The 22,397-nt window shown below is 47.2% G+C and carries 17 protein-coding genes; 8 read left to right on the plus strand and 9 right to left on the minus strand.

Annotated elements, in window-relative coordinates:
• From QL223_RS23380 to QL223_RS23395, 4 genes are all read right to left on the minus strand, one after another.
• A partial coding sequence (locus tag QL223_RS23380; RefSeq protein WP_281546110.1) for an Ig-like domain-containing protein occupies nt 1-1,388 on the minus strand: 1,388 nt, incomplete at its 3' end.
• A 274-nt stretch (nt 1,389-1,662) separates the two neighbouring features.
• Complete coding sequence (locus QL223_RS23385) at nt 1,663-2,034, minus strand: hypothetical protein (protein WP_002542779.1); 372 nt, start codon at nt 2,032-2,034, stop codon at nt 1,663-1,665.
• 252 nt (nt 2,035-2,286) lie between these two features.
• A complete protein-coding gene (locus QL223_RS23390; RefSeq protein WP_281546111.1) occupies nt 2,287-2,658 on the minus strand; it encodes a hypothetical protein in 372 nt (123 codons plus the stop codon).
• A gap of 13 nt (nt 2,659-2,671) precedes the next feature.
• Entirely contained in the window at nt 2,672-4,861 is a 2,190-nt protein-coding gene (locus tag QL223_RS23395) for a lipoxygenase family protein (RefSeq protein ID WP_281546112.1), read from the minus strand.
• Between the two features lie 359 nt (nt 4,862-5,220).
• On the opposite strand from QL223_RS23395, the gene QL223_RS23400 reads away from it, so the two are divergent.
• Nucleotides 5,221-5,556 carry a TraR/DksA C4-type zinc finger protein gene (locus QL223_RS23400; RefSeq protein ID WP_281546113.1) on the plus strand — a complete coding sequence of 112 codons (336 nt, stop codon included), beginning with the start codon at nt 5,221-5,223 and terminating at the stop codon, nt 5,554-5,556.
• Here the strand turns inward: QL223_RS23400 and QL223_RS23405 are convergent, their stop codons facing one another.
• On the minus strand, nt 5,557-6,435 hold the full coding sequence (locus QL223_RS23405) for a DUF1989 domain-containing protein (RefSeq protein WP_281546114.1): 879 nt from the start codon (nt 6,433-6,435) through the stop codon (nt 5,557-5,559). It lies immediately after the preceding gene.
• Nucleotides 6,436-7,343: 908 nt separating this feature from the next.
• On the opposite strand from QL223_RS23405, the gene QL223_RS23410 reads away from it, so the two are divergent.
• Together QL223_RS23410 and QL223_RS23415 are read left to right on the plus strand one after the other, a co-directional pair.
• Entirely contained in the window at nt 7,344-13,151 is a 5,808-nt protein-coding gene (locus QL223_RS23410; protein ID WP_281546115.1) for a VCBS domain-containing protein, read from the plus strand.
• A 157-nt stretch (nt 13,152-13,308) separates the two neighbouring features.
• On the plus strand, nt 13,309-13,899 hold the full coding sequence (locus QL223_RS23415) for a porin (protein ID WP_281546116.1): 591 nt from the start codon (nt 13,309-13,311) through the stop codon (nt 13,897-13,899).
• 128 nt (nt 13,900-14,027) lie between these two features.
• Here the strand turns inward: QL223_RS23415 and QL223_RS23420 are convergent, their stop codons facing one another.
• Complete coding sequence (locus QL223_RS23420; RefSeq protein ID WP_039850597.1) at nt 14,028-15,833, minus strand: HTTM domain-containing protein; 1,806 nt, start codon at nt 15,831-15,833, stop codon at nt 14,028-14,030.
• Nucleotides 15,834-16,262: 429 nt separating this feature from the next.
• On the opposite strand from QL223_RS23420, the gene QL223_RS23425 reads away from it, so the two are divergent.
• The 3 genes from QL223_RS23425 to QL223_RS23435 are packed head-to-tail and all read left to right on the plus strand — an operon-like array spanning nt 16,263 to nt 16,892.
• Nucleotides 16,263-16,439: a DUF6435 family protein gene (locus QL223_RS23425; protein WP_281546117.1), complete on the plus strand. Its 177-nt coding sequence runs from the start codon at nt 16,263-16,265 to the stop codon at nt 16,437-16,439.
• 40 nt (nt 16,440-16,479) lie between these two features.
• A complete protein-coding gene (locus QL223_RS23430) occupies nt 16,480-16,731 on the plus strand; it encodes a TIGR03643 family protein (RefSeq protein WP_002542264.1) in 252 nt (83 codons plus the stop codon).
• Nucleotides 16,728-16,892 (plus strand): DUF2256 domain-containing protein, encoded by a 165-nt coding sequence (locus tag QL223_RS23435; protein ID WP_083939975.1) that lies wholly within the window; start codon nt 16,728-16,730, stop codon nt 16,890-16,892. The genes QL223_RS23430 and QL223_RS23435 overlap by 4 nt, the downstream gene beginning before the upstream one ends.
• Nucleotides 16,893-16,940: 48 nt before the next feature.
• Here QL223_RS23435 and QL223_RS23440 read toward each other — a convergent pair whose 3' ends face one another.
• Nucleotides 16,941-18,434: a carboxypeptidase M32 gene (locus tag QL223_RS23440; RefSeq protein ID WP_281546118.1), complete on the minus strand. Its 1,494-nt coding sequence runs from the start codon at nt 18,432-18,434 to the stop codon at nt 16,941-16,943.
• A gap of 240 nt (nt 18,435-18,674) precedes the next feature.
• Between QL223_RS23440 and QL223_RS23445 the strand changes: the two genes are divergently transcribed.
• Nucleotides 18,675-19,241: a gamma-glutamylcyclotransferase family protein gene (locus QL223_RS23445; RefSeq protein WP_281546119.1), complete on the plus strand. Its 567-nt coding sequence runs from the start codon at nt 18,675-18,677 to the stop codon at nt 19,239-19,241.
• A 49-nt stretch (nt 19,242-19,290) separates the two neighbouring features.
• Here the strand turns inward: QL223_RS23445 and QL223_RS23450 are convergent, their stop codons facing one another.
• Nucleotides 19,291-20,289, minus strand: a complete 999-nt coding sequence (locus QL223_RS23450; protein WP_281546120.1) for an OmpA family protein — start codon at nt 20,287-20,289, stop codon at nt 19,291-19,293.
• 297 nt (nt 20,290-20,586) lie between these two features.
• Nucleotides 20,587-21,276, minus strand: coding sequence for a DUF2786 domain-containing protein (locus tag QL223_RS23455; protein ID WP_002542258.1), 690 nt, complete (start codon nt 21,274-21,276; stop codon nt 20,587-20,589).
• A 223-nt stretch (nt 21,277-21,499) separates the two neighbouring features.
• Here QL223_RS23455 and QL223_RS23460 point away from each other — a divergent pair, with 223 nt between their 5' ends.
• Entirely contained in the window at nt 21,500-22,396 is an 897-nt protein-coding gene (locus QL223_RS23460) for a DMT family transporter (RefSeq protein ID WP_281546121.1), read from the plus strand.
• Nucleotide 22,397: the final 1 nt, after the last annotated feature.

Genomic DNA, 22,397 nt, shown 5'->3' on the forward strand with positions numbered 1-22,397 from the left:
GAGACCGTACTGCCGTCAGTCCAGCCATCAGGGACGGTGGTGGTGACCTCCGAGGTAGAGCCGTCAGGTTGGGTGACGGTGACAGTCACGGTATCGCCCGGCTCAGTGCCGGTTGGTGGGGTGACCAAAATTTCCACACCGTCGGTGAGCTCCTCTTCACCGATACCGCCAGAGGCTTCAGGTACCTCTACCAGCGGCAGTTCATCGGTACCGTTTTCACTGGTGCCTTCGCCTGGTGCTGTGGTGTCGACGGTGACGGTAATGGTTTCGCTCGGGGAAGAGGTGTTACCGGCACTGTCGGTGACTGTGGTGGTGATGGTGTAATCGCCTTCATCCGGGAGGGTACCGCCAGCGCCGCCTAAATCTTCCGGAGACACCACGACAGAGACCGCACTGCCGTCAGTCCAGCCATCAGGGACGGTGGTGGTGACCTCCGAGGTAGAGCCGTCAGGTTGGGTGACAGTGACGGTCACGGTATCGCCCGGCTCAGTGCCGGTTGGTGGGGTGACCAAAATTTCCACACCGTCGGTGAGTTCCTCTTCACCGATACCGCCAGAGGCTTCAGGTATCTCAACCAAAGGAGATTCATTGGTCCCATTTGGACCTGTTCCCTCACCAGGCGCGAGTGTATCGATCTGACCGTTGGCGGTTGTCGAGATAGCATTTCCCTGAGAGTCAGTGACGGTTGCTGTAATTGAAAAAGGTCCGTCCGGCAGCGGGTTGGTGATTTCAATACTGAAGGAACCATCCTCTTCTACCGTTGCAGTTAATGTTTGGACATTCCCAATCGAGTCAGTGATCGTTAACTGAACGACAGAACCAGGCAGTATGTTTGTACTACCTGAAATAGTGGGTGTGTTGTCGTTGGTAAGGGTATCGACGCTGAGGCTGATTGTTGGTGTTGTGAGAAATGATTCTGAATTCTGTTCTCTCGTGCTAAGGCTGGAGAGAGGCTCAACATAGGATTCTGTGTCATAACCCGCAGTCGCGATGGTTTCGCTTGCCGATCGAGACAAAACAAAAAATCCATTTGAACCAGAGCTTAATAGTGCAGTACCCGCAGCAGTTGCGTCGTCTTCATTTAGGGTAGGGTCTTGTCCGAGCTTGATCGCATCAATGATCTCCCGGATCTTTTCTTTTTCCCCATCATCAAAGTTCCGGTTATTCAGTAAATCCGTAAGGCTGTCAACTTCGCCACCCACATAGGCAAATACGGTTCCGTCATCACCCTGAAACTCAATCAGTGTGTCTTCTGCGACTGCGATTGTGTCGCCGGAATGAAGTTGCGTACCTAGTTTAAGAGCTTGTTTTTCACCTGCATGAACGAATGAGGCTAACCCACTGACAAAAAGAACTTCCGCGTTGTTCGGTACTTTAACGTGCCCCATAGATCCAGACCCAAATAATAAAGAAATTACCCAATCATTTGTGTTACACAAATTTCACAAATGAGTGTTTTGTTAAAAGTAGTAGATGTGGCTCGATATTGCATATTTAAGGGGGCGAAATACGGTAAAAAAATGAGTCACTAAAACAAGCGGCTGACAAGCTTGTTGGGTGGGGGGGAATAGGGTGGTTTTTGCCTCAGGTTAAAAGCCTAAGGCACTACTATGTCTGACGGCAGAGAATGGCAAGGGAAATAAGGCGTTTTCAGGAGATATTTTACACGTGGATATAGCGAATGAAATGGTCCATGACTGCCATTTGCTGTTCAATGCCTTTCAGCGCGTTATAGATGTCTGCTTCAGAATCACAGTACTGGACAACATGCTTTGCAAAGGCGGCGATTTGCCCGTCTTTGACTTTCTTCGAATGAACAAGATTGCGTCTGATGACCACGAAAAGATCTTGTTCTTGTTGATTAAGGCCTAATTGTTTCGCTTTAGCACGAATAGCGTCTTCATTAACAGGCTCGCCATGGCGCATAGATTGTAGTGAGTATCCTGGCTGTGTGGTTTGAGGGCTTTTCCCTTTGGCGATGACAGCACAGGTTTTGCTGATGATCATGCCTTTGCGCACCTGATCCGCTTGCATTAAATTTGTATGGCTGCTTATTTCCAATGTCTTTATCCCCTCTAAAGATGCCAACTGACGTTACGAAGGCTTCAGTTCTTATATTCAAATGTTATAAAACGGAGAGGGGGTCGGCTTGTCATTCGACGCCAGATCGCTATCCGACAGAGCGCGCAGGGATAAATGTATTGATTGGGTTTGAGAGCTGATTAAAAAAGGCCAGGTTGTCGCTACCACAACCTGGCAAAAGCACTCGTTTAGTTGCGTCGTCGCTTAGGTATGGATATATCGAATGAAATGCTCCATCAGATGAAACTCATTCTGCAAACCGGAAAAAACCTGTTTGAAATCCGTACCTTCTGGGCTTGATGCCACGATGCGTCGTGAAAAGTCGCCAATTTGCTCATCGGTAACGTTTTTGGATCGCATCAGGTTCTTCTTAATTACGGCGAAGACGTCTTGCTCTGGCGTGGTCAGCGCCAGTTCTTCGCCCGCCGCTTTAATCTCTTTGTCATCCACTTTTGGCGCGGTAAGTACTTTCTGTGGTTGGTTCCACAAATTCACTTGCGACAAAGCCACGCAAGCACCGCCAGCAATGATCATCTTGCGCATTGAATCCCGTCGGGATGGGTCAAACTTATCCATGATAAGGCTCCTATTAATTCCAAGGACTGACAGTAATAGTGGATGGCATTCTCAAGTCGTATGCCCAACGACGGCGTGAGTTCTTCTCGCGGATTTCATCATCCAGTGCTTGAAGTTGTTGCTGGAAGACATCAAGCAATGGATAAACATTTGGGTCGTGTTTGAATTGTCCTTTCGGATATTTGCCGAGAGAGCGATGCCAATCCTCAGGTAAGTCGGTAAAGATACGCGAGAACATAAACAAGCCTGCGCCGACATTCATTGGAGGACAGATATTCAGCCAATCACGTTCCGTATAACCGAAGTGTGGGTCGATGGGATGGTCTCTGTAAACGCCTAAAGCACTCAACTTCATAAAGGAAACCATGCTGCCAAACGCGTGGTTGACCGACATCCAGTAAATAATACGGGACACGATATCAATCAGTTCCTCCAGCGTGTCGGCATGATCCGGGAAGCCTCTTACATTGCCATAATGTGTTGTTTCATAGAGGAAGCCCTGAAGTTCCGTATCGTCTTTAACGTCTTGGTCTGAGTAGTAGTAAAGGCGAAGATATCCATCGACCCATTCATTGATGATAGGAGCAAGTCCGTTGTCGTCGTGCTGTGGGTACTCATCAAGCTGTGCAAGGACTGGGTCGGCCATGCGATCAATCGGTGTGCTGTGCTCGAAGAAATGGTAGTGATTTTTTCTTCGTAGCGTGGCGTTCACAAAGGTTGTGCTGCTGAAACCAGACAATCTCTGAATTGCGCCGGTTAGCAGGCCATTGTATGGGTTGCCATAGGTATACTCATAACCTTCACCATTTGGCAGTCCGCTAGTGCCAACTTCTTCGAAGATGCCGATGTGGTTATTGGTGACCAAGGCCATCAAGTGGGTATCCAGTAGCGGTCGCAAAGGATGGTACTCCGTGATGTTACGGAAGTATGCCACGGGAATCGGACCAAGGTAAACATGGGTGGAGAGGTGATCGATAACGCCTGCCATTGATGTCATGGTCGTGATGCAGTTCTTGGCCATCTGCCACGCCCAGTAGTTATCTCCCGCTGTGATGATTTTTGAAGGCGGATGCTTCTGGTCGCCATACCCGAACATACCCAGGAAGAACCATCCAATATCATTCCAAAAACCGCCAGGTTGTGGGGTTTGTGTTGGCTGAATAGCAATGGTTTTTAACCCAGTACCATTCGCAGGAATGGCAAACAGACAGATACCTGCATGCAGGCGGGCACCGAAGTTATCGAAATTGCGTTTGGCGACAGTTTCATCATGGAAGTCGGCAAAATCGAGGATAAAGAGGCGACCTTCTGCCATGGCCTGATCGAGATTGTCCGATTCAAACCCCTGAACACGTCTGAAGTGGCTATTTGTAATGGGGAACTTGCTCATGTGCTGGGTATAAGGCTTGAAGTAATTAAATACTGGTGTCGGTGCGGCAGTCACCAGCCAGCCAATCAAGTCATCGGAACGGAAATCTTTATCATATGGCGCCTTCGGCCACTGCTTGATGCGTTCTTCATATTTTGGATGGTCGGTACAAAAAGTGGGGTAGAAGTCGAGCTCATCGACGGTATTACACTTCCTGTGCGGGAAGGTAAGCAGGATGGGGTCCATGATTTCGAAAGTAATGCGCTCTGGTCTGCCATCAGCCAATTCACTATATACAACGGTCAGAAGGTTAATAAACTTCGCGGCAATATCCGGTGACAGTACGATGGTCCAAAAGTGCTTCTCAAGGTAGGCTACCGTCCCTTCAAAAAGACGTACCCCAGCGAAGTTCGGGTCGGCATCATTCACATCGAAGTTGTACTCCTGCTCGTCTAACCCTCCCCGGTATCGCCATTCATTGGCGTTCGCGACGTCTTCACATTGAACATTTCCGTGTACGACGGCGCCGGGAAGTTTGAGGTATTCAAAGGTATTTTCTTTTCGGGCTTTGGATAGGGCGTAAGCCCGTTGTGCAGAAGTAGTGAAGTCGTATTGAGGCAATGAAACTGGCGGATAGGGAGAAGCGGCTTCTTCGTTGCCGCCTAATCCGCCGGGAGGCAAAGCATTCAATATATCCGCTAGAACGCCAGTCCCTTTGTGGCACTGCGCGGCACCGAATAGAGAGCGCGTCTGGACATCACTTGAGGCCGCTGTAGCATTGGGATCCGGAACATTCAGTAGAGACTGAAGTTCTTCGATTTTGTTATCGCTCATTGTTTACCCCTTTATTTCTTGTAGGTGGTCCAACATAGGGACACGTTCAATCCCTTTCTGATTGAGAGAAAAATGCGATAGTCCGATGCAATCCTTCATCTTGTGGCTCTAGATGGAGGGCTGCGAGTTTGTCGATGGAACAATGAAACTGTAACAGTGAGAAGGACAGGGACTGTTATCCCTGCACGTAGAAGAGTTGTCATTAAAAACACAATAACGTCGCGAATGGATAGTTTTCCGGTCAGAACCCAAGAGTTTGCCTATGGCTTTCGACAAAACCTCAGTTTTTGTCTTAATCCTCGAATCTCTGGTAGTGTGGTTAAAAGTTGAACGGTTGAATTCTGCTTCAAGGACGCGGTATGACAGAACATCAAGCAAGACTGGAAAACCTGAGAGCTCACATCCTGGAAGAGCTGGATTTGTTGAAAGACCAAGCGGATCCTGTCGCTCTTGACCAACCTTGCATCGGCCGAGTTTCGCGAATCGATGCGATTCAACAAAACGAAATGGCCAAATCCAATCTTAGGTATTTTCAAAGCCAGTTAAATGAAGTGAATGCCGCACTTCAGCGTTTGGAAGATGAAGAGTACGGCTTTTGCGAAGAGTGTGGTGTGGATATTCCCGATGCCCGCTTAGCCATTAAACCGGAAGTCAGATATTGTGTTGGCTGCCAGGAAGGGCAAGAAGCGCGCTAGCTAATCAGGGCGATATTCACTGGGCTGGAATGGTGTCCAATCCTTCAAACTTTCAGCAGGTGCGGTAAACACCTCTACAGTCAGCGGGTGGCATTCCGCCACGTCGCTAGAGTGCGTCGCACCGCAATCTCCACCTGGACATGCTGACAATGCCCCAAGCAAATCCGTTTCTGCAAAGAACTCAATATAATCCCCCTTTCTGGCAGGGCTCGCCTTCATAAAATACTGATGTGTATCTTTCGTAAAACCTGTGCACATGAACACATTCAGCACATCATGAACATGTGGTTCCGCTTCTCTCTGACTAACACCGAGCTTGTCTGCAAGTGCTTTGGTGAGATTTGAATGGCAGCAGTGATGGTAATTTTCGCCATGAAGATTGTGATGAGTGTATGGATCGCATCGTGTGCCAATCACGTCATGTACACCAGCACCGTCATCATCCCAGCCATACCATTGCAGTGAATCATCGGTGATTGTAGCTATTGGGCGCAGATAAGGCATATTGCTCCAAAGCCTGTCACCTGTGGTTAGGTGAGTTGCATGTAACTGACGTGTTTTTCCGCTGAAAAAGCGCTCACTCAAATTGTCGCGCTGCCAAAGGTTTAAATCCCCAACTTGAGAGCCGTGTAAACAGGAAATGCGAAAGAAGCTGCCAGCGGGAACAGTAAAGCATCGCGCTTGCCGAGGCGGTATGTCAAACAACAGTGTTCTGACAGATACTGATCTGACTGATTTATAGAAAGTTATGTCAAAAAAAGGAAGAGAATCCGTTTGGTAACATATAACGGGAGGTGAGGCTCTTAACTGTGCAGCATTATCAAGAGTATTGATTAGATTACCGTTTGCACTGCAAAGAGTCGACTTGGGGTCATGCATTTTATTACTCCTGACAAACAGTCAACATCAATCTGTAGGGATCAGTATAGAGTCATAAGGTAATACAAGAAAAAGTTAATAAAATCGAACATTAACCTATTTCCATAATTTTAATATGGAAATAATAGTAACATAAATTATATTCGGGATGCCTTAATTTTGATACCTTTTACTTTTAGTCTTTATCTTACGGTTTTCTGCACTTCTTATATAAATCCCATTAAATCAGCATCGATTGCTTGACTAGTTTAACTGTCAGCTGTGGCTAGTTTTAAATGCTGGTCACGATTATATTTTGATGAATTTTATGATCTTCAAACTTTGTATTTATCAGTTTTATTTTTTAACTTATATAGGGATTGCTAATTTAAAAACTAGTCCTAATGTAATTTAGGTAGATACCTATTTTAATTTGTTATGTGAGTCTTTTGGAAGATCAATAAAATCATAAGGTGATGAAAGTACGCACCAAAAACAGTAAGCGCTTAGATGCATCTAAAATGCATTAATGTGATATTGATCCGCATAACAACACAAAAGTTAGTGTTTTTAGTACCAGAAAAGAACTAGATAAGCATGAGTTTAGAGTTAGTTAAAATCTAATGGATAACATTATTAAAAAATGAAAAATTAAATGATTTGATAGAAAAACATCACTTCCATTTAAGTTTGCATATTCACTCTTACTTATATATTCAATGTATTTGGTGTGTTGTGTTTATTTTTCCCTGTCCGATATTTTTCATTAATAGCGCCTGCTAGGACGGGAAATTCTTTTTAAGGGTTAAAGGCTGTTGACCATGGAAGTCATATGAATCTGTTTGTTGAACTGCCTTAATTTGTACCAAATCCTCTCACACATAGTTGTCCAATTCGGTGCTTAGAATAATTTGCTGGGAGCAAATGACATGCGTGAATTCAAGCTCAGAACCAAATTAGCAATATTAATTTCGGTTCTGCTGGTAGTTGGCTGTGACTCAGGCGATAACGCCTTTGGTGCAAATAACCCTGATAGTGAAATTACTGATCCCGGCACAGAGACTGGCTCAACTGATGGTGGTTCGACAGACAGCGGTATAACCGACAGCGGTTCGACAGATGGAAAAACAGATGGCTCGGGGGACGATGGTTCAACCGATGGCGTAAATCCACCAAATGGTGGCCCCGGCGTTACGACAGACGGCTCAACGACAGGTACCACTGACGGCTCAACGACGGGTACGACCGACGGTTCAACCACCGGCGGCACAGACGGCTCGACTACAGGTACCACGGACGGTTCGACCACCGGCGGTACGGATGGCACCACCACGGGCACCACCGATGGTTCAACAACCGGTGGTACTGACGGCTCGACTACAGGTACGACTACCGGTGGTACTGATGGCAGCACCACAGGTACCACGGACGGCTCGACTACAGGTACGACGGACGGTTCGACTACGGGCGGTACTGACGGCTCAACGACGGGTACGACCGACGGTTCGACCACCGGCGGCACTGACGGCTCAACCACAGGTACCACGGACGGTTCGACTACGGGCGGTACTGACGGCTCAACCACAGGTACCACCGACGGCTCGACCACTGGCGGCACTGACGGCTCCACCACAGGTACGACCGATGGTTCGACTACGGGCGGTACTGACGGCTCGACCACAGGTACTACCGACGGTTCGACCACCGGCGGCACTGACGGCACCACCACAGGTACAACCGACGGCTCCACTACGGGTACAACCGACGGCACCACGACAGGTACTACTGACGGCTCCACTACGGGTACGACGGACGGTTCAACCACAGGCACGACCGATGGTTCAACCACCGGCGGTACCGATGGATCGACTACTGGTACCACGGATGGCTCGACCACGGGCGGCACCGACGGCTCAACGACAGGTACTACCGACGGTTCAACGACAGGTACCACTGACGGCTCGACTACAGGTACGACCGACGGCTCAACGACAGGTACCACTGACGGCTCGACTACAGGTACGACCGACGGCTCAACCACGGGTACCACCGATGGCTCGACTACGGGTGGTACTGACGGCTCGACGACAGGTACCACCGATGGTTCGACTACGGGCGGCACCGACGGCTCAACCACAGGTACGACGGACGGTTCGACTACCGGCGGCACTGACGGCACCACCACAGGTACCACCGACGGCTCAACCACCGGCGGCACCGACGGATCGACCACAGGTACCACTGACGGTTCAACAACAGGTACCACGGACGGTTCAACAACAGGTACCACGGACGGTTCGACTACCGGCGGTACGGATGGCACCACCACAGGTACGACCGATGGTTCGACCACGGGCGGTACGGATGGCACCACCACAGGTACGACCGATGGCTCGACCACGGGCGGCACCGACGGATCAACCACGGGTACGACGGACGGCTCGACCACGGGTACGACAGACGGCTCGACCACAGGTACGACCGACGGTTCGACCACTGGCGGCACTGACGGATCGACCACAGGTACGACGGACGGTTCTACTACGGGCGGTACTGACGGCTCAACGACGGGTACGACAGACGGTTCGACTACCGGCGGTACTGATGGCAGCACCACAGGTACGACCGACGGTTCGACTACGGGCGGTACTGACGGCTCAACGACAGGTACCACCGACGGTTCAACCACCGGCAGCACCGACGGCTCGACTACAGGTACGACTGACGGTTCTACCACTGGCGGTACTGATGGCACCACCACAGGTACCACCGATGGTTCGACCACCGGCGGCACTGACGGCAGCACTACAGGTACGACCGACGGTTCAACGACAGGTACGACAGATGGCGGCACCACAGACGGTGGTGGCACAACACCAAGTGTCCTGACTGGCTCAGTAAACGAGGGAGATCCTGGTGATCAAGTGAAAACCAGTGGAGAGTTGAATGAAGAGGATTCTCAGCTATTCACTAACCAAAATAGGTCAGGTAGTTATGGCTCGTTGGCGCTGGCCGATGGTGTCTGGACATACACACTAGACCAATCGAAGGTCCAGTCACTTTACAAAGATGAAATCGTCAAGGACGAGATAGATATCATCGCGAGCGATAACAGCAAATTAACTGTTGTGATAGAGATTACAGGTACCGACGATGAGCCCGTGATCTCTGGAGATGATAACGGCACCATAAACTTGTGGAGAGACTCAGGCTTTGAGGGTGATCTCTATGAGGTGAGAGGATGGAGGCGAGGTGATGACTATTCGATTATCGGTAGTAGCTTTAATGGCATTAATATCCTCACCGATGGAACAACCCTGCAGTTTATCGATAATGATTCAACGGTCGACCGAGGTGGCTTAGTAGCTCCAGACTATTACACATATGAGGGTGATGATACTCAGCGAGTTATCATTGATGGCAAAACCTATTCCTATATGGTCTGGAGCACAGGGAAGTACAGCTTCTCGGGTCGAGTCGTGACTGTTGCAAACGTTTTTGTAGACTTGGACGGTAACGGAAGAACACCCTATGTTTGGCGTGACTCGAATGAATACGCGGCATTTATAGTGCCAGTGTCGGGTTCATTAGTTAAAGGTACTTCCGCAAGTGCAGTATCTGGTTCGGCAGAAACCCCGACACTCACTTATACCGAGCTTGGCGCTACGATGTCCTCCTTTGATGCCTCAGGCAGCATTGGCGTGACAGACGTTGACTCGGACAACTCCTCGGTAACGTTCGATGGCACAGGGCCTTATGAGGGTAACTTCGGTTCTTTGGTGATTGTCAACGGTACTTGGACATATACGGTGAATGATACAGCGGTGGCTGATTTCACTGAAGACACTGTTGTGCAGGATGTCATTGAAGTGACGGCGTCTGATGGTGTAACGACGACAGATATTGTTATTACTATCGGCGGGTCTCAAGATGCGATTGATGCATTCCTGGCAAGCAACTCGGTCATATCTGGTGATTTTTCAGGTCAAGTCACTGAGCGTGATCCCGGCGAATCATCGACCGTGACAGGGAAGATCTCAGTGTCAGATCCTGACTCTACAGATTCTCCTTCGTTGGTATACGAGAGTGTGGATGGTACTTATGGCACATTCTTACTCGAAGACGGTGCTTGGTATAACCTTAATGAGGATCGATGGACATATACCCTGAACAATAACAGCACTCTGGTTCAGGCTCTGGCTGAAGGCCAGAAGGTAGAAGATACATTCACTGTTAAAGCGACGGACGGAAAATCCCAACGGATTGTTATCACAATTGTTGGTTCTGATGACGCGCCGGTAGCGACAGGAGATACATCAGCTCAGATAAACTTGTTCCTCGATCAAGGCTTTGAGGGCGACCTCTATGAGGTGAGAGGATGGAGGCGAGGTGATGACTATTCGATTATCGGTAGTAGCTTTAATGGCATTAATATCCTCACCGATGGAACAACCCTGCAGTTTATCGATAATGATTCAACGGTCGACCGAGGTGGCTTAGTAGCTCCAGACTATTACACATATGAGGGTGATGATACTCAGCGAGTTATCATTGATGGCAAAACCTATTCCTATATGGTCTGGAGCACAGGGAAGTACAGCTTCTCGGGTCGAGTCGTGACTGTTGCAAACGTTTTTGTAGACTTGGACGGTAACGGAAGAACACCCTATGTTTGGCGTGACTCGAATGAATACGCGGCATTTATAGTGCCAGTGTCGGGTTCATTAGTTAAAGGTACTTCCGCAAGTGCAGTATCTGGTTCGGCAGAAACCCCGACACTCACTTATACCGAGCTTGGCGCTACGATGTCCTCCTTTGATGCCTCAGGCAGCATTGGCGTGACAGACGTTGACTCGGACAACTCCTCGGTAACGTTCGATGGCACAGGGCCTTATGAGGGTAACTTCGGTTCTTTGGTGATTGTCAACGGTACTTGGACATATACGGTGAATGATACAGCGGTGGCTGATTTCACTGAAGACACTGTTGTGCAGGATGTCATTGAAGTGACGGCGTCTGATGGTGTAACGACGACAGACATTGTTATTACTATCGGTGGGTCTCAGGCAGCTATTGACCAATACCTCAACCCACAACCCCCTGAGTCTTTTAACCTTCTGACTGTGGAATCAGGTTCGTCCGAGACGCTTACTTTCCCTGTTTCGCTGGAATGGGAAAAGTCTGAGCTGGCCACGGGATACACTGTTTGCACTCAAAATGAAGACTTTGATAACGACTGCGAACCATTAGGTACAACGGATGGGGCGCTGGAGCTAACGGTTGGTATGACGGGGGCTCTTTCCGCGCTATCTTCAGAGTTTTTTATTATCTCAACAAACAGCGTAGGGTCTGCGTCGTCTAACCTGCTCTCTTTGTCTTCAACCGATGCAAATGATTTGATCGCCAGCATTAAAGCTTCAGATCCAAGTCAATCTGCAGAGTTTGGCTACTCTGTATCAATTTCACGCGATGGTACAGTGTTTGCTGCAGGCGCGCCTTATAAAAATACCGCACGAGGTGCTGCTTATATCTTCCGCTTTACAGATGGCTTATGGCAACAAGAGGAACTGCTTACATCGCCCAATATCGACGCAAATGATTTTTATGGCTGGGCAGTGGCATTATCTGAAGACGGCAACACCTTGGTCGTCGGTGCACCACAGGAAGACGGAAGTAATTTGAGTGTATCCCCTTGCTGTTATAACAACGACTCAGGTAGTGCGGGAGCCGCATATGTGTACCGTTTCGAGAATGATGCATGGGTATTTCAGCGTTACTTGAAAGCCGACAATGCTGGTTTTGATGATAGATTTGGCCGAAGTGTTGCGGTGTCATCGGATGGCAATAAGGTTCTCATCGGCGCGCCGGGAGAAGACTCAAGCACTACCGGAATCAACAGTATCTCAAACAACTCCTTAGGCAGCTGGGCTGGCGCCGCATATCTGTTCAGTTTTAACGGTAGTGCCTGGGCTCAGGAGCTATATATTAAAGCCTCTAACCCAGGAAGCTTAGATAAATTCGGGGAATCGGTTACGATGTCCGGAGATGGCAATACCCTTGTGGTCGGTGCGGTTGGAGAAAGTTCCAGTACAACCGGTATCAATACTACGCCAAACAATGCCTCGACAAACTCTGGTGCGGCCTATGTATTTGAAAACATTGATGGAAGTTGGGCGCAACAGGCTTATGTGAAGGCTTCCAATACCGGTGGTGGTGATCAATTTGGTACTTCAGTGAGCCTTTCTTCTGATGGAAACACGTTGGCTGTTGGTGCTATGTACGAAGATTCCAGCACAACAGGGATTAACAGTACACCAAACAACTCACTCACCGATTCAGGCGCAGCCTATGTGTTCCAACGCAACGGTGACTCTTGGTCTCAACAGGCTTACGTCAAAGCATCGACTATTCACAGCACCATGTGGTTTGGTAATAGTGTTTCAATGTCACCGAATGGAACATCGCTCATTGTTGGTGCATGGCTAGAGAATTCCAGTAGCGCAGGTATTAATAGTACGCCAAATGTGTCTGCACGCGAGTCGGGCGCAGCGTACCTCTTCAATTTTGATGGTATTGAATGGTCGCAAGGCGCTTACTTGAAAGCACCAAGGTCTGTTGCGGGTGAGCACTTCGGTTACTCTGTTGATGTGTCAGATAATAACAATGTCATTGTTGGCGCTCCTGATGAAGGCTCTTCTAGTACAGGATTTAGATCTGGAGAAGTCTATCTCTATTAGAAATTAAATTGGTCAAATTATAGAACAAGCGAGCCCTCTACTTTATCTTTCAATTCGTCCATGCTTGATTGATGAGGTATGAGGGCTCCTTTCATATTTGTAGCGCTAAATTAGTGTATTTCATTCTTGGTTTGAAATCTCTTTAAGGAGATAAATAATGAACATTAAAACAAAGAGTTCTATTAAGGTATTTTCTGCCCTAAGTTTATATTTGCTATCCCATGGGTCTTTGGCAGAAGAAATGAGCAATCTCACATTACAATACCCTAACTATTTTTTTGGTATTAATGGTGGTTATCAAGTGGCTGATGATGGTGCATATAATAGTAGTGACCCAAAGAGTGGTATTTTTGAAATTAGTGGGGGGATTCAGTTTAGGCCTCAGTGGAGCGTGCAGCTAGGGTATCAATTTCATGGGGAGTTGGATGCTAAAGCAACTGGCGTAAAAGTGAATACAAATCTTGCAAAAGCGGCTTTGCGCTATGGGTGGGATCTAGAAAACGACTTTACTGTTTTTGGTCAGATGGGAGTGGCTTACTGGGACATGGAAAAAAAGCAAGTTGGTCGACCCGACCTCAACGCTAATGGGTTTTCATTTCTCACTGAAGTTGGTCTTCAGTACAAGCTTGAACCTAACATAAACCTTAGCGTGGGCTACCAGTTTATCGACGATATTGGCGACAATAAAACAGACAAGTACGACAGCCATGCTCTCATGGTTGGTATGGACTATTTTTTTGGCGATTAAACAGAGGCTTATGCTTTTCTGATCGGTGGTTGAACATCACCGTGGATTGATTTGGAAAAGCATATGTTTATACCATTGAAAAAGAGGGAGCCGTGTTATGTAGCTCCCTCTATCATAATTTTTATTGCTTATTTAACAGCATATTCTTTAAAACACCAGTGAGTCCATACTGAAATCGTTAATGGAACACGTTTTTGGTAGTTTGGCATGTTTTTTAAACGCTCGAATTCTATGGTAAAAATGGCGAGCTGTTTGTCTTTAGGGACATCAGGGCCTTTATTCCATTGTCGACATAGATAGTTACCATATCCTGATAGAACCTTGGTGTTTTTGGTTGAGGAGATTCTTCCTAAGTATTTCCGCCACCGATAATTTTTGAAATCCGCAGATAAGAGTTTCGGGTATGTGCGTATCGGTTCATCAAAAGTCATACGGTACACATCGACAATCTCACCACCGCGCGTTTTCCCTTCAATGACTGGCATCTGTGAAAACTTAAAAGGGTAGGGAGCAAACATATCCCAGCGTTGATCAAGGCGGAGTGTTTCAGCAATGGCTGAAACATGCTTAGGGTACTTGATATTCCATTGATGGATGCCTGCGATGTTGTAATAGGTGACGATATAAAGCGTACCCAGGCCAAGGCCATTTTCAACCCAGTTAGCCCGCTCTTTGACCTCTCTGTATGGAAGGAAGCGTTCCGTTATTTGACCCATTGTCGCTCGGTTGTTTGCTATCCAGCCGTAGAGTCTGTTGCCTGCTTTAAGGACGGGTTTCAAACCCATTACCGTTCCGATTGGACGGAAAAGAATAGAGATCCGAAAGAGGTATTGTACGGCATTCCAATGGGTATGCAGGCCGCCTTTATGGTCACGCAACACCCAGCTGTTTTCACGTTCCATAATCGGATAAATGTCTGGGTTTGTCTGGGCCGGCAGTATTTTTACGCTCTCTGGCAGTAGGAAACTTCTCAGGATCAGACATGTTTTTTTGCAAAAACCGCAGTCCTCATCATAGAAGATGGTTACGTCTCTCCGTTTAGCGCGATCATTAATTCTCGCCACCCAAGACCAGCATACCCCAGGAATCAATAAGCTGAGCGACATGAAGTCGATAAAAGGGAACAGTACGATATGTAGTGCGAGAAAGAAAGTCGTGTGCATTGCGACCAGTAACGCCAAAGTGAAAAGACGAAGGGGAACATGGAAGATCGGCGAGAATACTAGGAATAGGGCCACAATTTCTAAGTACCACACGAAGTAAGTACCAAGTGTCAGTAGCGCTGGAAAATCTCTCATCCAAACACCGAAGACAGTCGCCATCTGATCGAGATGAACAGCATAGTAAGCTGCATCCATAGTCACACGCCATTCATCACCCGTTTTCAAAATCGCAGTGAAGAAATATAGGTACATGACCTGAAGTAATGCACCTACTGACACTATAGAGAAGTAATTATGGCTTGTGGGTTCTGCGTTTGGTTCAGTTTGATATCGTCGATTTAGGGCTGAATCGATAGAGAATCTGGCTCCTATTGGCAGTAAAATGGCCCAAAAACACATTACGGTAAGTAGGGAGTCGCCCCCAGCTCCTAGGACAGCATTCCGATTCATAATGGAAAGCAAAAATATCCAGCTGATGAAAGCCATCAACCGAGATCTAAAGCCAATGAGTAACAGAAACGCCACCAAAAAGGCGACTATAAATAGCAAAACGACGAACCACTCACTACCACTTGCCCAATAAATGGACCAGCGAAAATCTGAAGCATATCCCATTGACGCGGAGCGGGTTAGAACGCCTTCGTCTGTGTAAAAGGCTTCAATATCGCGCGCCCTGCTGATGAGGTCCACCATAATTAATATTGCTAGAGCGATACGGAATAGCGCCAGCGACCTCAAATCTATGCCGAATATTGTTTTAAATGATGTCATTGTTCGCCACAATTTTTTTATCCTCCTAAACCTACTTATGCCAGGGAGACCTCTCCAGTTTTTCTTGTTAGTAGCGTTTATGTAAATAGTATCGGATCTTTTTTCTATTTGTGGGTGCAATGGGTTAAAAAATGGAGTTTATTATTGTTTTTCTAATTTGTAATACCTGGTGAGGTTATATTGGACAGCTATGTCTAGCTAATTTTAACGTATGAGATGTTCTTAATCTTTAAAGTTTATGTTCGCTAAAGTAACGGTGAGAAATGCATGGCCTCTAATGGGGGATATAGCTTTTTAAAAACGATGAAGTTCGATTTTTGGTATTTTTTAAAGCATTTTATATTCATCAACCACCACCTAAAAAAGAGAGTGTTAATCCATTTTTTATGTGCTTCCGTACTATCAAATCCACATCTAAAGGAGTGAGCCGTGTTTTCATTGTTCAAAGACAGAACCGCAAAGAAACTTAAGAAGAAACACTCGATGTTGCTGGAACAAGCGATGCAAGCCCAGAGAAGGGGGGACATCAGAATGTATTCAAAACTGACCGCCGAAGCTGAGGATGTGTTCAACGAATTCAAACAGACAAGTGAGCAGCAATCCTGATGCTCAGACGGCGAATCATGTATTGCGGGAGCTAAATTTGATGGACTTTAGCGACGAAGACCTTTCTAGAATCATTGAAATGGCGTGGGAGGATAGAACGCCATTTGAAGCTATCGATCATCAGTTTGGTCTGGGAGAACCTCAACTCATTGGCTTGATGCGTCGTTCACTAAAGCCGAGCAGTTTCAAAAGCTGGCGTAAACGCGTGTCTGCAAGAAAAACCAAGCATCAAAAGTTGCGTCCTGTCCAAGTAAGTCGTGGCTATTGCCCAACACAGTACAAACAGCGATGAAAGCGACAAAGCGTTACCGGGGTAACAAAGCACACCTGCCAACCAAAATCTGCGTTGTTTGTGAAAGGCCATTTTCCTGGAGGAAAAAATGGACTACTTGTTGGGACGAGGTCAGATATTGCTCAGAAAGGTGTAGAAGAGAAAAGAAAAAGGCAGGGTGATCCTGCCTTTGAACTAAACGGAGAGCGCGCATTTCGAGTAAGGTGCTGCTAGTTGTCCAGGTAACGTGCCATCAGATGCTGCTTAAAGTACTCAGCATTGAGTGGTTCACCAGTCGCTTGAGTCACCAACTCATCTGTTGAAAGCGTTGATCCCTTCGACCAAACGTTCTCTTTCAGCCACTCGCTAATCGGTGCGATGTCCAGCCGTTTCAGGCAGGTGTCGACATCAACTGTCTTGCGCATTGCTGCCATAAACTGCGCCGCATACATCGCACCCAGCGTGTAGCTTGGGAAATAGCCAAATGAGCCGTCAGTCCAGTGTATATCTTGCATACATCCATCAGTGAAATTACCTTCGGTAGAGATACCAAGATATTCCTGCATCTTTTGATTCCAGATGCCAGGAATATCATCTACCTCAATGACTCCTTCAATCAGATCGCGTTCTATTTCGTATCGCAGAATAACGTGCGCAGGGTAGGTGACTTCATCTGCATCAACCCGAATGTAGCCCGGTTGAACACGTTTATACAGAGCGTTGATATTGGCAATCTCAAAGGCTTTATCAGACTCGCGGCCAAATGTATCCTTTGCGAATTCGGCAATGTGCTGAACAAACTCTGGGCTTCGCGCTAGCTGCATTTCGAAGAACAGGCTTTGGCTCTCGTGGATGCCCATTGAGCGTGCTTCTGCACTTGGCAAGCCTGCAAGGTGTTTAGGCAAACCCTGCTCATAACGAGCGTGTCCGGTTTCATGAATCACGCCCATGATGGCTTGGGTAAAGTCGTCTTCATTGTAGCGAGTGGTAATTCGCACATCTTCAGGCACACCGCCACAAAACGGGTGCATTGATACATCCAGTCGACCGCGGTTGAAATCAAAACCCAGAATCTCCATCAGCTTTTTACCAAGCTCTGCTTGCTGCTCTGTAGGGAAAGGTCCAGCGGGATCTTCGACAGCGACTGTCGACTGCTTCTCAATGATTTGCTGTGTGAGTTCTGGTAACCAGGATTTGAGATCGCCAAAGATAACGTCCAGCTTCTCTGTTGTCATGCCTGGCTCGTAAAGATCAAGCATTGCATTGTATCTACTGAGGCCAGTTTGTTCTGCGCGAATCGCTGCTTCTTCACGCGCCAGTTTGACCACTTCTTTGAGATTGACGGCAAAGTTATCCCAATCATTTTCTTTACGTTGGGTGCGCCATTCATGTTCGCATTTTGAGCCCGCGATAGATTTCGCTTCGACTAAACCGGACGGCAACACAGTGGCTTGTTGCCAAACGCGCTTCATCTCTTTCAAACTGATTTGTTGTTCTGCGGAAAGGGACGCGATGTTGCCCTCTGCTTCTACTATCCACTGACCCATTTCAGGCGCTGTAAGGGTTTCATGGCATAGCACGGCGAGTTCGCTCATTGCATGTGCGCGGGCATCATTGCCACCATCAGGCATCATGGCAGCCTGGTCCCAACCACAGATCGCGGCGAGGTGTTCGTAATTGGAGAGTTTCTTGAATTGCTTTTCTAAGCTTTTATAAGCGGTCATTGTTTTTATCCATGTCGTATCTTTGGAGGCACCGCAGGTAAATCCTTCGCACTGCGGTCGAGCAGAATAGTGGTTTAAAAGTATTCTGAACGTAAAGAAATTTAGGAAAGATTGAGAGTTGCTATGCAGAGAACGTTGGTTTTTCTGAACAACAACCGATTCTCACGTTACACCGTTGACAGTAGCACGTGTTGTTTGGATTAATCCAATTAAGGTGTTAGGAGAATTGTCAACAAATTTATGTATATATTCGGATATGGAAGTTTAATCAATGCAGCTTCACGTCAACTCACTGGAGAGACGGGCATTGCCGTTCCTGCGGTTGTGAGTGGTCTGCAAAGACACTGGGGGCATACGGGGTCACCAGTGATGTCTCATTTGGTTGTTCGCGAAGGTGAAGGGCATTGCAATGGCGTGTTGATTCACATTGATGACAACGCCTTAGAGGTGTTTGATATCCGCGAAGCGGGGTATCAACGTGTGCCTTTAGAGTCTGACCGTATTCAGGTACTGGAAGAAGGTTTTGCTGTTGATGGCCCTGTATATGTGTACGTGACAGATGAAGTGATAGCGCCTTGCAGTCATCATCCCATAGCTCAAAGCTATGTCGATACGGTTTTAGCGGGATGCTTGCGATACTCGGCTGATTTTGCAGAGAGCTTTATTTCTTCAACATACGGATGGAGTTTTCCGCGAATTGACGACCGCCACTCGCCAGTCTATCAGCGTGTAGCAGGTGTCGCTGATGAGGACAGGAGCAAGATCGATTTGATGCTGGCGGATTTTCCAAATTACATCGAAAATTAAAAGAAAAAGCCACGCAAGTGCGTGGCTTTATAGTCTTTGAAGAGTGGATTTACATCTCTTCGTAAACGAACTCAGGAGATTCGATTTCAACACGGCGGTTTTTCGCGCGGCCGTCTTCAGTATCGTTAGACGCGATAGGGTTAGTTTCACCTTCACCCGTTACTGACAGACGTTCAGCAGCGATACCATTGTCGATGAAGTAGTTTGCCACTGTTTGTGCACGCTCTTCAGACAGTTTTTGGTTGAATGCTTCAGAACCGACGCTGTCGGTGTGACCAATGATGATTGCAGTCGACTCTTCAAAGTCTTGCAGGCGTTTCAGCATTGGCTCCAGGTGTTGCGCTGCGCCATCTGAAAGTGAAGATTTACCAAATGCAAATAGTTCAACTTCGTCTGCTTCAGAGAAGACATACTTTTTGGCTTCTTCAACCACAACTACTTCTTCAACCACAACCACTTCTTCTACAACTACTGGCTCTGGCTCAGAGTGACGGCCGAAGTGGAAGGTAACACCTGCGGTGATCAGGTGGTTGTCTGCATCGAAGTAATCTTTGTCCATATCTGGAAGGTATTGGTATTCCAGGCGGACGTTAACCAGATCGTTCGCACGGTGGTCAACACCCAGTGCTGCCAAGATTGTGTAATCATCAACGTCACCAGTGCCTACTTTGCTGTTCCAATTCCACCATGCAAGACCAAGCTTACCGTAGATGTCGGTAAGATCAGTCACACCAACGTTGAACTTTGGTGCCAAAGTCAGTGCGGTAAGATCACCAGCGCCAGCATTTACGCCAGTGAATGCGGTATCGAAACGTCCCAGATAGTCGTAAGTCGATTCGATAGAGAAGTTATTACCGAAGTCATAACCAAGAATCAGGCCGCCAGCAACATCATCATTGCTGCCACAATCGCCTGCTTCACAGGCATCAGTCAGCGTAGATACACCGAAACGACCACCCAGATAAAAGTTTGAATCATCTTGGGCGAATACACTTGCCACTGGACTTAAGGCCACAATGAGTCCAAGGCTTGTCACTGCTTTTTTCATTTTGCTTTCTCCATTCCTTCTAGAGAGGGTTTGGAAGGTAGACTATGGTATCTCTCTTTGAGTCACCATCCTTGAGTTTGCTTTTGCAAATCTTCTCAACCACCAACTGCGTGATGATTTAATAAGCTAGGCTAGGGCTTGGCACTCTGCAACACAATAGCAACGCGGCAAATTCAGGCTTTTTTAATACAACAGTGTTCAAAAAGAGGTGGTTTTTCGGTGAGTCTTTGTGAAGTCAGTAAGTTACAACATTATCAATTACTCTATTTGGGTAGAGTCTCAATTGTAAAAAAGCGCCTAACTTAGGCGCTTAACTTCTTGTGCTCCCGAAACGGGGCGGCTGACGGAAACCTGTTTTCCTTTCCGCATCCCTTTTTCGTAATCATCGGTGATGTTCTTCATCGCTTCTTTCAATTGCTGTTTGAAAGTCTCGCGATCGATGTTTTCAAACTGTTTATCGATATAGTCTTTGATCTTCTTATCAGCATCACCGTCAGGCGCGATATTAGGAAGCTTAGCCAAGGCTCCTTCAAGCCAACCCATGGTAAATGACTGAACGCGACGGTTTAGTTCAACCTGAGAGGTACCAGAACCCTGGAAGCTGTTTCTGAACTGGCCAATGTGCTCGTTCATTTCTCGGTAAACGATATCGAATGCAAAAGCAGCAAAGATCGCCCGATCGGCATCGCCGATAAATTCTGCTTTCTTTAGACCTTTGTAATTGGTCAGCACGCACTCGACGCCAAAGCGTGTGTTAATGCCGCGTATGATTTTTAGAATACCGTCGCTGATAGACGTTGGAAGCAAGGTTTCAGACGTGGTTTTACCCATACTGATGAAGTCAATATCGTCCTGATCAAGCCCATACTTCTTCATCAAACGCTGCGCCATTTTGATGGCCTGTGCAGCTTCGTTGATGTTAGAGGAATTGCTTAACTCGAGGCATTTAGCAATTTTCTTGAGAGCTTTACGTTTCGCTTCAGACATTCACTTCACCACTGAAAAAACGGGAGCGGTATTTTACCGCTTTCGAGCCGTTTTACCAAACTTCACTGTATGCAAGAGCAAATATCAATCAGTTAAGGTAATTTCAAAAAGTTCAGGAGTATTTGTCAATATATCCATTTTTTCTCAAATTTGTGAAAGTGGAAGTCGGCTAGGGCGGTCAGATTTAGCAAGTGATGATGTAAGGACGGTGAAGATGGTTCACATGACAAGGTTAACGCTGATAAACCTGATGATGGCTTTGGTCGCGATGACCTTCTTTGCCGCCAATTCGGTATTGTGTCGAATGGCATTAGCGGAAAGTGATATTGATCCGGCATCGTTTACCTCGATTCGATTGGTGTCAGGTGCACTAGTGCTTTATGTCCTCTCATTTATTTTTCACTCCAGAAAGAGTGATTCACCAAAATGTGCGTTGGTTCAGCAACCGATGGAACACTGGCTCGCAGCTGCCATGCTGTTTCTGTATGCAGCGACTTTCTCCTTTGCCTATATGTACCTGGAAACCGGTATTGGCGCGCTCATTCTGTTCGCTTTCGTTCAACTAACCATGTTCGCATATAGCCATCATAAAGAAGGTGGTGCGAGTGGATTGGAGTATATCGGGGCATTAATCGCGGTTGCAGGCCTTGGTTACATGGTTTCTCCGGGAATGAATGCACCTGATGCTTGGGGCGCGGGCTTGATGGCAATTTCTGGCGTGGCATGGGGTATCTACAGTGTGCTTGGCAAGGAAATGAAAGTGCCGCAGCTTCCCGCTAACTGTATTAACTTCCGTTTGAGTATTTTCTTCGTCGTGCCATTTTTCTTGCTCAACATTCCAATGAATACTGTGTCTTCGGAGGGTATTTGGTTGGCTGTTTTATCTGGTGCAGGGGCGTCAGCAATTGGTTATGCGATTTGGTATGGCGTCGTGCAGAAATTCAAAGCGACTCAAGCTGGGGTGATGCAGTTATCAGTGCCAATCATTGCGGCGATTGCTGGCTACATGCTGTTGGATGAAACGCTGACATTGAGAATGGTCATCTCTGCTGCGGTGATTCTGTTCGGTATAACCGTGACCTTTTTGGGCAAAGAGAATAAGCAATCGTCATTGGCCTAAG

Source organism: Grimontia sp. SpTr1, from assembly GCF_947387585.1.
In the GTDB taxonomy this organism is placed as follows: Bacteria; Pseudomonadota; Gammaproteobacteria; order Enterobacterales; family Vibrionaceae; genus Enterovibrio; species Enterovibrio indicus.